Here is a 15,841-nt window from a genome sequence, read left to right as displayed (position 1 = left end):
TAATTTGTTCAAAATGTATTTAGAGAATACAATCGATATTAAAAAAATTGAAATTAATAATTTAAAATACGATGACCAGTTGGATGATCAAACTAGTGTGATCTTTGATATTTGTAGATGTTTTCAAAAAACTAATAGTGTAAATTTTGTGATTGAAGGTTTTGGGAGTAAGAGGTGGCCTGTTGACTGTGAATATGATCTCCCTTCTGTTATTGAAGAAATACCCGAGATTATAGAAAAATTTAATAATAGAGAATATAACCATACTTTAGGTTTTTATGAGCAAGGTGTCATGAGAGAATTAATTTTTAAGGAGGCAGGTGATGGAGAGCTAATGTTAGAATGCAAAAGTTTAATAGAGGGGTGGTCACCTTCGCCATCGCATATTTTAGTGGGAAAGTTAAGTGTTATGCAAATATTAGAAGAGATGTATAGAGTGTTTATTTCACTTGGTAAAATCGTGTGCCCCGAGTTATTGAGGGAGAGGATTTTTATAGATTGGATAAATAAATATAATATTTCATATATATTAAAATAGTGTATTTTTTAGAACCCTAATTGTTGTATGGCAGTTAGGGTTCCCCTTTTTCCTTAGATGAGGGACGTTTCATCAATAAAGATACTTACGAAGGGGGATAATGCAGGACAAGGTAGTCTGAAACTGTACACGTATGTGGAAAATAACCCAAGGTGATCTAGTAAATACGTTCCCAGGAGAACTGGGGTTTGGAGAGTAACGATATGTTTAAAATTATATTAGAATCTGTTGAAGGTAAAAGATTAGGACAAATATCTGAAGAGAATAATGCTGAATATCTGCAACAAGATGAGAATGAATTTGAGTTGTTAGGTGATTTATCTACATGTAGTTACGATGTATTTTCAGCTAAAGACATGGATTGTTTAATTATTGAACTTATGAATTTACAAAAGATAAGACTTGATTCTAAGGAAATTAAACATCTCGAAGATATTATAAATCTAGCCAGAGAATGCAAAAAAACAGAGGGTAGCCGAATGATTTTCACTCCTTTTGATGAGTAAACTTTAAAATGTAAGTATAAGTGTATTGATTCTAATTCAGCCCGAATCTCTACACACTCTGAAAATAACCTAATCATCTACACCGATCCTAGCGGAGGGGCCAAACGAGGAGAGAAAAACGCCTTGGAAGACTTGGACTCGGGAAGTGGTAGTGCCGGTATGGGTCGATCCTCTGGAAGGAGGCCTCGGCGGAGGCGGTGGAGTAAAGGGTGGCAGCTCGGGTAGTAAGCCATCAGTTAAGGGTAATACTGTACAAAAAAATACAGGACAAGCTAAGAATTTTATGAAATCTGATCCCAAAGCAACTGGAGACCACACAGTTCTAAAAAGAGATCCCAAAACTCATGAGGTCACAAATTATGAAATATATAAAGCTAATCCTCGAAATCCAAGTGGCTTTGATAAGGTTATACGTTCTGATGGAATAGGCAAAGGTCATTTTAATAAAGTGACAAAGCAGAATGTCCCAACACCCGATGTTAATGGTAAGTCGATTCCTGGGGGTTAGACCTGCTAATCCTAATGAAATTCCAAAGAAGAGGTAGAGAATATGGATACTTTACTATGGCTGCAGAATTGGTATTATCAACATTGCAATGGTGATTGGGAGCATACCTATGGTGTTAAAATCGATACTATCGATAATCCTGGCTGGTCCGTAGAAATCAATTTAGTTGAAACTTGTTTAGAAAATGAACATTTTGATTCTATTGATATCGAAAGAGACGAAGAAAATTGGTATTACTGTAATGTGAGAGATGGGAAATTTATTGGTGCTGGTGGGGCAAGGAATCTAGAAGAAATACTAAATTCCTTTAGACAGTGGGCTATGATAAAAGAATTAAAGTAATGACTGACCCTAAGTACCTTGATTGGCTTCGTGCCTTTCAAGGTTTCTTTTTTAAGGGGACGGGTGATTCTAGTAAATTACCAAGTCAAGGTACGATTGACTCAGGTGTAAATGGAGCACCAAAAGTAGATACAGGAAAGCAAGGTAAGCATGTTCCGGGGCATGGTAACAACGTTTCAACCAAGTTACAGTGGCCTGAAAGTCAAAATGGTGTCCAATTAACTCAAGAAGCATGGATGAAAGGTACTGGATCGGCTACACTTAGTTGGACAGAAAAGAACCGGTACACCTACGATGTGTGGGGCAATCCACGAGTGGTCGAAGAGCAAACACCGAATGTGCTCCGCTATGCGGGAGAATACTGGGATGAGGAAACAGGGCTGCAATATCTGCGATCCCGCTGGTATGACCCGAATCGGGGACGTTTTATCAACGAAGATACCTACGAAGGGGATAAAGCAGAACCGAGTAGCCTGAATCTGTACACGTATGTGGAAAACAACCCGTTGATCTACACCGATCCTAACGGAGAGGCCAAACGAGGAGAGAAAAACGCCTTGGAAGGCTTGGGCTCAGGAAGTGGTAGCGCCAGCGGCAGTGCCGGAATGGGCCGATCTTCTGGAGGAGGCCTCGGCGGAGGAGGTGGAGCAAAGGGTGGCAGTCCGGCTAGTAAGCCTAAGCCTTCGACTTCGGGTAAGATTAGTGGTTCTCTAGACGGTTTAACCAAAGCAGAAAAGAAAGTTGTAAATGATTTAATTAAAAGTGGGAAAAATGTCGAGGTTATTCCAAAAGACCCAAAAGCGATAGAAAAAAGACCAGATTTTAAAGTTGACGGAATAAAGACAGAACTCAAGACTCTAGAAAACCCCAATATCAATACAGGGATAACAAGGATACAAAAGGGATTAAAACAAGGTGCAGAAACAGTGATTATTGACGCTAGGGTTTCGGGGCTGACTACAGAGCAAGCAAAGCAGATTATTAAACGTGCTTCAGGAACATATTCTAACAAGACAATTCCTGGAAAGGTAGAAATTTGGACAAATGAAGGAACTATAACATATCCTTGAGGGGTGTTTTAATGGCAAGATTTCAATGTAAATGTGGTGCAACACTGTCGAATTCACAAGCACCTAATGATGTAGAATTAGTGGTGTATACAGATAAAGAATGGGACCGTATTATAAATTTAGGAGATTTAATTGATCCAATAACAATTCCCTTTCCTCAGTATGATGTATGGAGATGCTTACAATGCGAGAGAATTTATGTTTTTGATAAGGATACTGTCATAAAGACATACGTGCTGGAAAACAAAGATTAAGTTACTGAAAATATCTCTATAGTGAATAATATTATCTTAAATGACCACCTGCTTAAAGCCTAAAGCAGGTGGTCATTTACCTAATCAAAACACAGAGGTTAATTAATCAGTGCTGGAATAAGCTCCCGCTGGTACGACCCGAATCTGGGACGTTTTATCAACGAAGATACCTATGAAGGGGATAAAGCAGAACCGAGCAGCCTGAATCTGTACACGTATGTGGAAAATAACCCGTTGATCTACACCGATCCTAGCGGAGAGGCCAAACGAGGAGAGAAAAACGCCTTGGAAGGCTTGGGCTCAGGAATTGGCAGTGCCGGAATGGGCCGATCCTCTGGAGGAGGCCTCGGCGGAGGCGGAGGAGCAAAGGGTGGCAGCGCGGGGAGTAAGCCTAAGCCATCGACTTCCACGAGTGGACAGGCGAGTCAAGGAACTGTTAAAGCCGTCAACGTTTCTGAATCCAAAATGTATCAACTTGGTGATCACTTTAATAAACACGGGAGAGGGATGGGATATGAATCTAAAAAAGCATATGATACAGCAGCTAAAGAGTTCGCTACAAAAAATCAGTCCAACTCTAAATCTAGTGTTGTTGAAGGAACTTGGAATGGTTCGGGCTCATTAAATGGAACAACTCAACGTGCAATAACTTACGATGGAAGGACAGTTATTCTAGATACTAAAACAGGACAAGTAATCGATTTCTTTATAGGTACAGAATACAAAGGTATAAATATAGTAAAGTTACAATAAATGGGGTGTGCAAACTGTGTATGGGGAAATTATCAATGGTAAGAGTGTTGGGAATTACCAGCTCGGGTGTACGATTCAAGAATTAAAAGGGAAAATTTCTGAAGACTACACGGAGGAGTCTCTGGCCAATCATTACACTATAACTACAAAAAATATAAAATTTTGGATATCTAAAGAAAAAAATATAGTGACTCAAATAATGGTTTTTGGTTCATATAACGGTAAATTTAAAGATTCTATTGGAATAGGGAATACTATTTCCGACTTAAGGAAAATTGGAATTAAATACTCTAAAGAAGATTACATCTACACGCTACCTGATTATTCTGGCATTTGTTTTGAACTTGAGGATATAGATGATTGGGATGAGTATAACGCACCAATTGAATCAATATCAATTTTCTAATAGTGTGAATCCATAAGCCTAAAATTTTACTCACATTAGCTCTAAAAGATTATTTCTTTAGAGCTTTTTTGATTCACTTACGAACTGAAAGTGCCGATTACAGCAAGTTACTCTCACCATAAAAGTGATTTTGGTAGCACTACCGAGATCTCAATATCTAAATAGAGCAAATTAAATTATATGCTCCCAGATGAGGAGAAGTCATTGTATGAAGAGATTGCAGTGTCCGTGTTGTTATAATTTTACTATTGAAGCCGAGGAAGAAGTAATTGTAGATATTTGTGATGTTTGTTTTTGGCAGTTTGACAGTGTAGCTCATTCTAATCCCGAAATAAATATAGGTGCAAACCATATTACATTGAACCAAGCTAGAGAAAATTATAAAAAATTTGGTGTGTGTAAACCTCAATTTAAGAATATGGTGAGAAAGCCATTAAAAGAAGAGCTTCCAGAGAATAATTCTTCGGAGTAGTTAACTGTGGGCTATTACAAAAAAAGTATATAAATTAATCTTAATCAGTTACATTTGACGATAGTTTTATTTAAGCTGGAATTCATAATGTTTTTTGAACCTTGATTAGCAATTTGCTATTCAGGGTCTCTTTTTTCAAGATATCTTTTTGAAACAAGTGAACGTCAGGCCAAGTACAGATATGACGGGTGGAATCGTCTGATCGAAGTCGATACAGAGATAGGCAAGGTGCAGTATTGCTATAACGGTGATGGCCTATTGTATGAGAGAACAGGATTGGATTCAGGGCAATACTCTCGTGTAGTTAATACTGGACAGGTTGTAGGTACTGTAAAACCAAGTATCCCTGGATTTGGTGGAACTAAAACCACATGGATACAGATTTTAACAGATGTCAGAGGGAATCTGGTTACTACATTTCCAATACCTGTTCCATGATAATGAAAGTGGTTCTTGGATTTGCTAATCAACAATTTAATGAATCTCCGTTGTGAAAGGTTGTAGATGATGAATAACAAAAGGAAAAGTAAAAAGCTGTGGTCAGAAGTACTAGAGCTATTTTCAGAATTTGAGAAAATAGATATGATCAGTTTCTTATACGAATTAATTAACATAGTAAGAATTAATTCTGAGTATATCAATCAAACTTTAAATACAGGGAAAAGTGATAATAGTTACACATTTTCAGAAAACGAAGTTTTTTTCTTTGGATTTATTGCTACACTGAATCCTGAAATGTATGTTATAGGTTCGTCAGGGGATGATTTCAAGTCGATTGTTAAAAGCTACATTGACCGAGAACCTAAGACGGAATTTGAGGTTTTACGAAGGGTATCAAACTTGGTGAGAGACATCATAACATTTACATCAGCAGAGGAATGTCCGCAATGTAAAAGTGACCATCTTCGTATCTTTACTGAAGTCAATAGTGAAAAATTGTATAGACACTGCGAGACCTGTTTTTTCGTTGATACGGATGATGGAGAGATTCAAGCTCAAAATAAATTTATTCCTGCTAATATCACTTTGCTCAAGAGGGCGGGTTATTTAAATTAATAAGTTTCCTCGATACTTAGAGCCTATCGGCTGGCATCAATCATTCATCGTTATGATATGCAAGGGAATACAATTAAATAGAAGGAGATAATATTGTGGAACTACAGAAGAAAATAGATGCTTTAATTCAAAACTTGGAGTTTGAGAGGGTTCATTTAAATGGTATTCCGCTGTTGAAGTATAATAACTCTTATTACAAAATAAGTTATATTGAGGGTCTCAATTCCTATGTTATTGAATTTGCAAAAAGTTATGATGAGGCAGCTAAAAATATGTTTGAGGACGGGGATGTATATCCTTTGTCACTGGGTGAAGATAAATTAATTAATGAAATGCATCATGATCTGATAAAGTATTATCTTAATAAATTAAACTGATACATTTAATAAAATATTTGGTCCAACAAAGATGCTTAAATTTGAATTTAGAAACCTTGACTGGCTGTGAGCCTCTCAAGGTTTCCTTTGTAATGAATGAAAATGTAGTTACTTTCATATTCAGTCTGTTAATATGCTTAAAAACTAATCATGGTCAATATAGGGCAACTCATGTCCTCTCAAGTGGAAAAGTTATAACCACGGTTGGAGGTGACACAAGATCATTGAAAAATTAGAAATATGTAACTAAAATGTTAAATAACCAAGGCAGATTTAGTTCTCTACCACAAGATTAGAGGTGTGAAAATGGCTAATTTAGAAAATGAGGAAAGAAATATTTCTCTATCAATAGATTTAATAAACAATAAATTTCTTGATGTTGACTTACAAAGGGAAGATTACGAGAATTGGATACCCTTTATACTATCCTTGAATTTAGAAAATGAAAGTTATAATTACTCTGAAGCAAGTGGAGCTACTTTAACTATTTACGAGATCGAAGGTTTATTAAGTCTAATTGAAGAAATGATTGAGAAGAAAGAAAATAATCGTGTAATTGAAAAATATGAGTTCTCTAGTTCAGAATGTTATTTTGATTTGATTTTTTTTGATACATTTGAAGTCAATTTAATTTATGTAGAGGTTTGGATTAATATCGGTTCATATACTGAGGGAGGGACATTTGGTTACGATAAGGGGTTTAGGTTTGTGGTTGATCTAAACAGTTTAGAAAACTTTAAGAATAAGATTAATAGCCAATTGAATTTGTTAAGAGCTATTAAAAATTAAGATTAAAGAAGTGCCCCTTTATTGAAGGGGCACTTCAAATATAGGTTAAATCGACGAGGTTGAAACTATAATTATGATTCTAAATACTATGACGATCGTCAGTTGCTGGTGGCAGAAGGCTCCGTAGGATAAAACAACCACGTGTCCATCACAGCAGGTTACGTGTATGACGCTAGCGGGGAACTTCAAGCACGACATATTCCTGGGGATAGCGGTCTGCAAACTTATTGGAAGAACGGCGACGGCGATGTGACCGAGCTGAGAAATGAAGCAGGTGACATGCTGAACCGGTACACCTACGATGTGTGGGGCAATCCACGGGTGGTAGAAGAGCAAACGCCGAATGTGCTCCGCTATGCGGGAGAATACTGGGATGAGGAAACAGGGCTACAATATCTACGATCCCGCTGGTATGACCCGAATCTGGGACGTTTTATCAACGAAGATACCTATGAAGGGGATAAAGCAGAACCGAGTAGCCTGAATCTGTACACGTATGTGGAAAATAACCCGTTGATCTACACCGATCCTAGCGGAGAGGCCAAACGAGGAGAGAAAAACGCCTTGGAAGGCTTGGGCTCAGGAAGCGGTAGCGCCAGTGGCAGTGCCGGAATGGGCCGATCCTCTGGAGGAGGCCTCGGCGGAGGCGGCGGTGGATTAAAGGGTGGCAGCAGGGGGAGTAAGCCTAAGCCTTCGACTTCCACGAGTGGACAGGTGAGTCAAGGGGGGAATTCCTCTGTAAAGGTCAATTATGGAAACAACAAAGTAGAGGTCTATCGTGGAGGTAAAACATTTGAAGTGAGAACGAATGAAGTTAAGCTGGATAAGAAGACTGGTCTAGTAAAAACAACGCATGGGTTATCTTTGGATATAAACCCTAACACTATTTCTAAGTTTGGAGGAGCTTATAGAATTGATAGTATTCCAGATGGTCTAAAAATAATTCAAAGAGGTAGTAGACTGGAACATTTTGAGATAGTACCTGCATACGATATGACACTAAAAATGTATCAAGATTTATTGAATTTAATCAAAGTATCACCAATGAAATAGTGGAGGTATCGTTATGGATACAATTAAAATTTACTTTCTAGAAGACACAGAATTAGCCGAGTATGAAGCAGTCAGCAAAGGATATCGAAACGATGTCATTGTTGCTATATCAGATTTGATCTACCATATATATGTATATGATATTACAAGACTTCAGCAGGATTTTAAATCGGAAGTAGAAAATTATGGATATTACTCTATCGAGCCTAATCTAGTCCTGGTGAAAGAAGCAAGCAAAGAAGTAATTCAATCAACGATCAAGGCATTATTTGAACAAAACTACTTTGATAGTCTTAAACCTGTTGATAAAAGTAGTGTTGGCGATCTCTTCATGAAATAATACATCAAAAAAATAATAAAGAGACCTTGATTGGCAATTTGCTATTCAAGGTCTCTCTTTTTAAAGATATCAGATATCAAGTTATCTTTTTGAAGGCATAAATAAGTGAACGTCAACCGGATCTGGGTCAGACCAAGTACAGATATGACGGGCGGAATCGTCTGATCGAAGTGGATACAGAAGAAGGCAAGGTGCGGTATCGCTATAACGGTGACGGCCTATTGTATGAGAGAACAGGTCAGGAAGGAACAACAACCCGATACTACTATGACGATCGTCAATTGCTGGTGGCAGAAGGCACAGTAGGATCAAACGATCACGTGTCCATCACAGCAGGTTACGTGTATGACGCCAGAGGGGAACTTCAAGCACGACATATCCCTGGGGATAGTGGTCTGCAAACCTATTGGAAGAACGGACATGGCGATGTGACCGAGCTGAGAAATGCCGCAGGTGACATGCTGAACCAGTATACCTACGATGTGTGGGGCAATCCACGAGTGGTAGAAGAGCAAACACCGAATGTGCTCCGCTATGCGGGAGAATACTGGGATGAGGAAACAGGGCTACAATATCTACGATCCCGCTGGTATGACCCGAATCTGGGACGTTTTATCAACGAAGATACCTATGAAGGGGATAAAGCAGAACCGAGTAGCCTGAATCTGTACACGTATGTGGAAAATAACCCGTTGATCTACACCGATCCTAGCGGAGAGGCCAAACGAGGAGAGAAAAACGCCTTGGAAGGCTTGGGCTCAGGAAGTGGTAGCGCCAGCGGCAGTGCCGGAATGGGCCGATCTTCTGGAGGAGGCCTCGGCGGAGGCGGAGGAGCAAAGGGTGGCAGTCCGGGTAGTAAGCCTAAGCCTTCGACTTCCACAAGTGGACAGGTGAATCAGGGGACAAATTATGCTGGAAAGGCATACTCGGGTACAAGAAATACTAAATCTGATTTTATGAGAGGTAACGGGAAAAGCACCCTAAATAAACATTATAATGACCATAAAAGTGATTTTGGTAGCACCACCGAGACCCAGTATCTAAATAGCGCAAGGAATTTTCTTGATAAATCTCCGACTTCAACAACACAATCTTTTGTTTCTAGAGAAGGCACCTATTTTAGATATGATACGGCAACGAATGAGTTTGGAATTATAAATCAGTACGGTGGAATATCAACTTATTATAAACCGACAGATGGATTAAAATACTGGATAGAGCAAATTAAATTATATGCTCCCTGATGAGGAGAAGTCATTGTATGAAAAGATTGCAGTGTCCGTGTTGTTATAATTTTACTATTGAAGCCGAGGAAGAAGTAATTGTAGATATTTGTGATGTTTGTTTTTGGCAGTTTGACAGTGTAGCTCATTCTAATCCCGAAATAAATATAGGTGCAAACCATATTACATTGAACCAAGCTAGAGAAAATTATAAAAAATTTGGTGTGTGTAAGCCTCAATTTAAGAATATGGTGAGAAAGCCATTAAAAGAAGAGCTTCCAGAGAATAATTCTTTGGAGTAGTTAACTGTGGGCTATTTACAAAAAAATATATAAAATAATCTTAATCAGTTACATTAGACGATTTTATTTAAGCTGGAATTCATAATGTTTTTTGGACCTTGATTAGCAATATGCTATTCAGGGTCTCTTTTTTTAAGATATCTTTTTGAAACAAGTACAGATATGACGAGCGGAATCGTCTGATCGAAGTCGACACAGAGAAAGGCAAGGTACATTATCGCTATAACGGTGAAGGGCTATTGTATGAGAGAACAGGTCAAGGAGGAACAACAACCCGATACTACTATGACGATCGTCAATTGCTGGTGGCAGAAGGCACGGTAGGATCAAACAACCACGTGTCCATCACAGCAGGTTACGTGTATGACGCTAGCGGGGAACTTCAAGCACGGCATGTTCCTGGGGATAGCGGTCTGCAAACCTATTGGAAGAACGGACACGGCGATGTGACCGAGCTGAGAAATGCCGTTGGTGACATGCTGAACCGGTACACCTACGATGTGTGGGGCAATCCACGAGTGGTAGAAGAGCAAACACCGAATGTGCTCCGCTATGCGGGAGAATACTGGGGTGAGGAAACAGGGCTGCAATATCTGCGATCCCGCTGGTATGACCCGAATCTGGGACGTTTTATCAACGAAGATACCTATGAAGGAGATAAAGCAGAACCGAGTAGCCTGAATCTATATACGCATGTGGAAAATAACCCGTTGATCTACACCGATCCTAGCGGAGAGGCCAAACGAGGAGAGAAAAACGCCTTGGAAGGCTTGGGCTCAGGAAGCGGTAGCGCCAGTGGCAGTGCCGGAATGGGCCGATCCTCTGGAGGAGGCCTCGGCGGAGGCGGCGGTGGAGTAAAGGGTGGCAGCGCGGGTAGTAAGCCTAGGCCATCGACTCCAAGTAATGGGCAGTCGAGTCAGGGAAACAATAAGGTTACAAGCGCTAAGAATCTCATTGGGAAAGATTTTGAGGAATTCTTGACCAAGCAATTAGGTGGGAATGGAAGTTTTTCAAAAGGTGGGAGAGATTTTGATGGTGGAATTGGAGGAAAGTGGTGGGAAGCAAAATCAGGGGAATACTGGAACAAAATAATGGAAGGAAAATTTGGTGGGGTAGCAAAATTTAAATCAGATATGGGTGCGAGACTAGAGATTGCAACAAAGAATGATGCTACGTACTATCTATACTCAAATTCTAGAATTCCTCAATCTATTAAGGATTGGCTTAATAAAAAAGGTATTAGTTTTAAAGAATTTTTAGATTAAAAGAGGGAGAGGGAATGTATGTCTACTTCAATATCTATTGAAATATTCTTATCAGAGAAAATTTCAGGGATGACTATTCTTAATAAATTAGAAAAATATGGTTGGACGTACAATGACCATGGGAATGTTGCTTTTTTGCCTATTGGTGACAATGATAATTATGATTGGCAACGAACCTCCATCTCTAAAGAAAAATTGTTAGGTATTCTTAGTGAAAAGGAGAAAAGTGGGGAATTAATTGGAGTTGTAATGACTTGGGAAGATACCAATATTGGAGGAACCTTTTTAATACGTAATAATGGTACTTTTTTAATGAGCCCTGATATTAATAGAAGATTCATTGATATAGAGGGCTACAATAAAGTAACTGATTTAAATTGGTACATGACCAAATTGCTTCCCATATTTAGTTCGTTATTGGAATCATTTTCTTACCAGGAACACGTATAAGGTGTGAAGAAAGCTTAGGGATAGGATGCTAGGGCACTAGTAGCAATTGTCAGGGGTAATATGGCTAGGGGAGAATCAAAAGTTTAAAGAGATATTTTCAGACTATGTGAGGTGGTAAAATGGATGTAATAAAATATGAAGAAATTGCTAGTGTGACCTTGTTTGAATTGCAATTATCAGAAGGCGAATTAATGGTGTATGAAAGTTGTATTGAATTTGTATTAGAAATTTCCCTGAGGAGAAACTTTATGAATTAACGGGGTGTGAAAACAGGGAAGAATTATCTTCTTATCAATTGGATTTAAAGAATTTACTTCAAAAGATTAATAAGGACTACTTACCAAATAAATATCAAAGATAATCTTGTTCAGTTTTAATTCAGACAATTTTTAATATTACCTTTCTCTTTTTAAGGAGACCTCAGATTGTTTCGAATGTCGAAGCAGTCTTTTTTTTTATCTAAAAAAACATTTGTACGTAATTTTTATACACGTTTATTCGCTCTGATATGAATAAACACACCCATATCTCATTATGAACATATGTGAGTTAAATTACTTGTTATATGAATTCTGATCCAAATTTTTTTTAAGAAGCGGTATTTTTCGGATTAAAAACACTCGTGATTATACCGATATATATCATATAAAAATTATAGCTTCTAAAAAAAAGGGGATAGGTCATGGCTCGGAAAAAATCAGGTTTTCTTCGTTCAATACTCACATTTTGTTCATTAAGGCAAACGGCAGGACAAATCATGCTGTCTTCACTGATCATCGTTATTGTCTGTGTTGCGGTCCTTTCAGTTACCTTCTATGTTCCTACATCGAATCAGGTCAAAAGTTATTCAACGAAACAGCTCGTATTGGATACGAAATTGCTGGCCAAAGAAATGGATATCAAAATGAAAGAGCAACAAACTATCGTTAGAATGATTGCCGAGCAAGGTGCATCAATTGGAGACAATAAAGAGCAACAGATGCAATTTCTCTCCAGTTTAAAAGAACAACATCCGGAGTTTACTACGGTTCTCTATTCACCGGATGTAACAGGACAGTCTGCGATGGACGCGACAGGTAAAGAATATGACTTATCGAGCCGGCCTTATGTAAAAGAAATTCAGGCGGGTCGTCCGTATGTCTCTGAACCGTTGATTTCTGTAGTAGATAATAAACTTGGCGTTGCCATTGGGTCGCCGATTATGAAAGATGGTCAACCGGTTGGTTTCTATACAGCTGGATATCAGATTAATGAATTGGTCGAAGATGTAATTGCATTTAAGCACGGCAACACGGGACAAGCAGTGTTGACGACAGCGAGTGGAATCTTTATCTATTCTCCAGATGAGACGAAGATTATGAATAGTAATATTACGGATATGGGCAACACCCATATGAATGAAGCATTTGCTGAAGCGGTAAAAGGCAATTATCTTGCATTTGATTTTCAAATAGATGGTGTTAAAAGATTGGGATACATGACTCAAACAGAACTGAACTGGGTTGTTGTTACATATATGGATGAGAGTGAATTTTCAAAACCGGTTAATGATCTGCTCGTACTTGTACTAACTGTAGGAATCATCATCGTTGCGGCAGCATTGTTACTCAGTATTTTAATCGCGACAAAAATTGTAAAGCCCATTCGTCAACTCACACACGGGATTGATCTACTGGCACAAGGCGATCTGACGTATCGCATTCCTGTAAAAGGGAAAACGGATATTAGCGCAGCCTTGCATTCATTTAATAGATCTAGTGAGCAACTACATCAGTTGATGACGAATGTTTCGGATCTATCCGGACAATTAACCGATTCTGCCAAACAGCTAGCCGTAGGTGCTGAGCAAGGTTCCAATGCATCACAGAGCATTACGGAGGCTATTATGGTGGTTGCCGAGGGCTCGGAGCGTCAAACGTCGAGCGTACAAGATGGTAGCGATGTAGCGGAAAATATTGCGATGCAGATTAATGGCGTCGCAGAACATAGCTCTCATGTATCCACCGTTGCTTCGGAAGCGAATGTACTCGCAACGGATGGATCTACAGCGATGCATGATCTGGGTAGGAAGATGGATGAGATGGAGTATGGAATTCGTGAGTTGTCCGGTACGATTCAAAACCTCAGCAGTTTGTCCACCTCTATTGGTGAGGTTGTAGGTGTAATCAGCAACATCGCCCGGCAAACGAATATCCTCTCTCTGAATGCGGCAATAGAAGCATCACGTTCTGGTGAGGCTGGCCGAGGATTTGCCGTCGTGGCCGATGAAGTTCGTAATCTTGCCGGACAGTCGATTGCATCCGCAGAGCAAATTGCTGGATTTATTGGGCGCATTCAGGTGGAGATTGAGCGTACACTTCGTGCTTCTGAGCAGACCGTTGAGCAGGCTGCTCAAGGCAAACAGGCGGGCGAAGTGGCAAGTGAGCTGTTTACGAATATTCGCTCGTCCGTGGAACAGGTCGCAGATAGTATCCGTAGTGTAACAGCGGCGGCAGAGGAGATTGTCTCTGGAACGGGAAGCCTGGTGGGCTCTATTCGCCTCATTGCTGATTCGGCTAGCGAGACAGCAGCAGAGACTGAAAATGTCTCCGCAGCGGCACAGCAACAAATGGCTTCTATGGAGGAAGTCGCTTCCTCATCAGCGGAACTTGCTAATATGTCAGAGCAACTGAGGTCACAGATTGAGAAGTTTAAATTGTAGATCGGTATAACGTATTAGATCGATGCTTATGGATTAAAGTAGATATAAAAATGAGGCAACCCGTTATTTGGGGTTGTCTTTTTTTGATAATGTAAAGTTTTCTATCACGTATTCGGGTAAAACAAAAATGGAAGCGGTTCAACCATTGACGGAAGCAGGGATGCCCTTTAATATTAGGAAAACAATAAAAGAGCAACACGGCATGGACTTCAGTCGCATGCCAAAAGTCTAGATTTGTCTGCTTTTGTCGATCAAAGCAACAATGCGTTGAAGCGTTTGTTTTGTTCCGCTCTATCGTACCTGAGGGGATACAAGATGGAGTGTAACCGGAAGACCACATTTTTAACATTTGGAGAGGGGTTCTTACAGATGAAAAAAAAGTTTTGGATGTCATTGATGATGGCTGCTTCGATGATCATAGCGGCAGGTTGCGGAAATAACAGTGGTGCAGGCTCGGAGTCCAAAGGTTCAGACAGCACAACAGGGGGCGGAAGCGCAGAGAAATCCTACCAGATTGCCATCTCCCAGATTGTGGAACATCCCTCGCTGGATGCTACACGTGAAGGTTTCATCGCTGCTCTGAAGGATGCCGGCATTGAAGAGAACAAAAACCTCAAGATTGATTATAACAATGCGCAAGGGGATTCCACGAACAACTTGTCTATTGCCCAGAAAATTGCCGGTGATTCCAAAAACGACCTCGTGCTCGGGATTGCGACGCCATCTGCACTGGCTCTCGCACAACAAGTGAAGGACAAGCCACTCTTGTTTGCAGCTGTGACGGACCCACTGGGTGCGAAGCTCGTGAGTGATATGGACAAACCGGGTGGCAATGTAACCGGTGCATCGGATACGAATCCAGAGGCGATTGTGCAATTGGCTGATTTTATCGCTAAAAACCTGCCGGATGTAAAAACAGTAGGACTGGTCATTAACGAAGGTGAGCCGAATGCAGTTGTCATGGCGAATAATGCCGAGAAGGCTCTGGCAACACATAACATCAAGCTGGTTAAAGCACCAGTAACCAATACATCGGAAGTCAAACAAGCGACAGACTCGCTGGTTGGTAAAGTCGACGCATTCTACATTACACTCGACAACTCCGTTGTAAGTGCGGTGGATACGATCATCCAGACGGCAAACAGCAACAAAATTCCGTTCTTCTCCAGTGATCGGGATACGGTAGAGAAGGGTGCTTTTGCAACCGTAGGATTTAAATATTATGACCACGGCTACCAAGTCGGTGAGATGGCTGCGGACATCTTGAAAAATGGAACCAAACCGGGCGATATGAAGGTGACTGTTCCGGACAAGCTGGATCTGATCCTGAACCTGAAGGCAGCTGAAGCTCAAGGCATCACGGTAACGGATGAGATGAAGGCCGAAGTGAAAGATCAGGCAAACAATATTATCCAATAAGAACCAATGGCCGGATT

The 15,841-nt window shown here is 40.0% G+C and carries 19 protein-coding genes and 2 pseudogenes; all 21 read left to right on the top strand.

The window, feature by feature from the left end; translation table 11 throughout:
* Positions 1-4 precede the first annotated feature (4 nt).
* The 21 genes and pseudogenes from MHI38_RS14565 (at position 5) to MHI38_RS14465 (ending at position 15,824) form a co-directional block, all read left to right on the top strand.
* Positions 5-538 (top strand): hypothetical protein, encoded by a 534-nt coding sequence (locus MHI38_RS14565; RefSeq protein ID WP_154892229.1) that lies wholly within the window; start codon positions 5-7, stop codon positions 536-538.
* 188 nt (positions 539-726) lie between these two features.
* On the top strand, positions 727-1,044 hold the full coding sequence (locus MHI38_RS14560) for a hypothetical protein (protein ID WP_154892230.1): 318 nt from the start codon (positions 727-729) through the stop codon (positions 1,042-1,044).
* 145 nt (positions 1,045-1,189) lie between these two features.
* On the top strand, positions 1,190-1,552 hold the full coding sequence (locus MHI38_RS14555; protein ID WP_222592209.1) for a hypothetical protein: 363 nt from the start codon (positions 1,190-1,192) through the stop codon (positions 1,550-1,552).
* A gap of 42 nt (positions 1,553-1,594) precedes the next feature.
* The gene (locus tag MHI38_RS14550; protein ID WP_154892232.1) at positions 1,595-1,894 is read left to right on the top strand and encodes an Imm53 family immunity protein; all 300 of its coding nucleotides are present in this window, start codon (positions 1,595-1,597) and stop codon (positions 1,892-1,894) included.
* Positions 1,895-2,172: 278 nt separating this feature from the next.
* Positions 2,173-2,424 (top strand): annotated as a pseudogene (locus MHI38_RS28770) (RHS repeat-associated core domain-containing protein); the annotation flags it as partial.
* A 75-nt stretch (positions 2,425-2,499) separates the two neighbouring features.
* Complete coding sequence (locus MHI38_RS28765; RefSeq protein WP_186809879.1) at positions 2,500-2,964, top strand: CdiA C-terminal domain-containing protein; 465 nt, start codon at positions 2,500-2,502, stop codon at positions 2,962-2,964.
* A gap of 11 nt (positions 2,965-2,975) precedes the next feature.
* Positions 2,976-3,218: a hypothetical protein gene (locus MHI38_RS14540; protein ID WP_154892233.1), complete on the top strand. Its 243-nt coding sequence runs from the start codon at positions 2,976-2,978 to the stop codon at positions 3,216-3,218.
* Between the two features lie 117 nt (positions 3,219-3,335).
* Positions 3,336-3,476, top strand: a pseudogene (locus MHI38_RS28760) (RHS repeat-associated core domain-containing protein); the annotation flags it as partial.
* Positions 3,477-3,987: 511 nt separating this feature from the next.
* The gene (locus MHI38_RS14530; protein ID WP_154892235.1) at positions 3,988-4,377 is read left to right on the top strand and encodes a hypothetical protein; all 390 of its coding nucleotides are present in this window, start codon (positions 3,988-3,990) and stop codon (positions 4,375-4,377) included.
* A 208-nt stretch (positions 4,378-4,585) separates the two neighbouring features.
* Positions 4,586-4,849, top strand: a complete 264-nt coding sequence (locus tag MHI38_RS14525) for a CPCC family cysteine-rich protein (protein WP_154892236.1) — start codon at positions 4,586-4,588, stop codon at positions 4,847-4,849.
* Between the two features lie 507 nt (positions 4,850-5,356).
* Positions 5,357-5,905: a hypothetical protein gene (locus MHI38_RS14520; RefSeq protein ID WP_186809877.1), complete on the top strand. Its 549-nt coding sequence runs from the start codon at positions 5,357-5,359 to the stop codon at positions 5,903-5,905.
* 95 nt (positions 5,906-6,000) lie between these two features.
* Positions 6,001-6,282, top strand: coding sequence for a hypothetical protein (locus tag MHI38_RS14515; protein ID WP_222592210.1), 282 nt, complete (start codon positions 6,001-6,003; stop codon positions 6,280-6,282).
* 306 nt (positions 6,283-6,588) lie between these two features.
* A complete protein-coding gene (locus MHI38_RS14510) occupies positions 6,589-7,071 on the top strand; it encodes a WapI family immunity protein (RefSeq protein ID WP_154892239.1) in 483 nt (160 codons plus the stop codon).
* A gap of 141 nt (positions 7,072-7,212) precedes the next feature.
* Complete coding sequence (locus MHI38_RS14505; protein WP_222592211.1) at positions 7,213-8,124, top strand: RHS repeat-associated core domain-containing protein; 912 nt, start codon at positions 7,213-7,215, stop codon at positions 8,122-8,124.
* 13 nt (positions 8,125-8,137) lie between these two features.
* Entirely contained in the window at positions 8,138-8,464 is a 327-nt protein-coding gene (locus MHI38_RS14500) for a hypothetical protein (RefSeq protein WP_154892240.1), read from the top strand.
* A 170-nt stretch (positions 8,465-8,634) separates the two neighbouring features.
* Complete coding sequence (locus MHI38_RS14495; protein ID WP_445667212.1) at positions 8,635-9,708, top strand: RHS repeat-associated core domain-containing protein; 1,074 nt, start codon at positions 8,635-8,637, stop codon at positions 9,706-9,708.
* Between the two features lie 17 nt (positions 9,709-9,725).
* The gene (locus MHI38_RS14490) at positions 9,726-9,989 is read left to right on the top strand and encodes a CPCC family cysteine-rich protein (protein ID WP_154892242.1); all 264 of its coding nucleotides are present in this window, start codon (positions 9,726-9,728) and stop codon (positions 9,987-9,989) included.
* A 239-nt stretch (positions 9,990-10,228) separates the two neighbouring features.
* Positions 10,229-11,254 (top strand): RHS repeat-associated core domain-containing protein, encoded by a 1,026-nt coding sequence (locus MHI38_RS14480; RefSeq protein ID WP_445667211.1) that lies wholly within the window; start codon positions 10,229-10,231, stop codon positions 11,252-11,254.
* A gap of 18 nt (positions 11,255-11,272) precedes the next feature.
* A complete protein-coding gene (locus MHI38_RS14475; protein ID WP_154890114.1) occupies positions 11,273-11,704 on the top strand; it encodes a hypothetical protein in 432 nt (143 codons plus the stop codon).
* Positions 11,705-12,386: 682 nt separating this feature from the next.
* Entirely contained in the window at positions 12,387-14,405 is a 2,019-nt protein-coding gene (locus tag MHI38_RS14470; RefSeq protein ID WP_341181348.1) for a methyl-accepting chemotaxis protein, read from the top strand.
* 369 nt (positions 14,406-14,774) lie between these two features.
* On the top strand, positions 14,775-15,824 hold the full coding sequence (locus MHI38_RS14465) for an ABC transporter substrate-binding protein (RefSeq protein ID WP_341181347.1): 1,050 nt from the start codon (positions 14,775-14,777) through the stop codon (positions 15,822-15,824).
* The last annotated feature ends 17 nt before the right edge of the window (positions 15,825-15,841 follow it).

Origin of the sequence: Paenibacillus sp. FSL K6-1558, from assembly GCF_038002565.1 — a bacterium.
GTDB lineage: Bacteria > Bacillota > Bacilli > Paenibacillales > Paenibacillaceae > Paenibacillus > Paenibacillus polysaccharolyticus.
The sequence above is the reverse complement of the archived record's forward strand: the minus strand, read 5'-3'. Positions and strand labels throughout refer to the sequence as shown.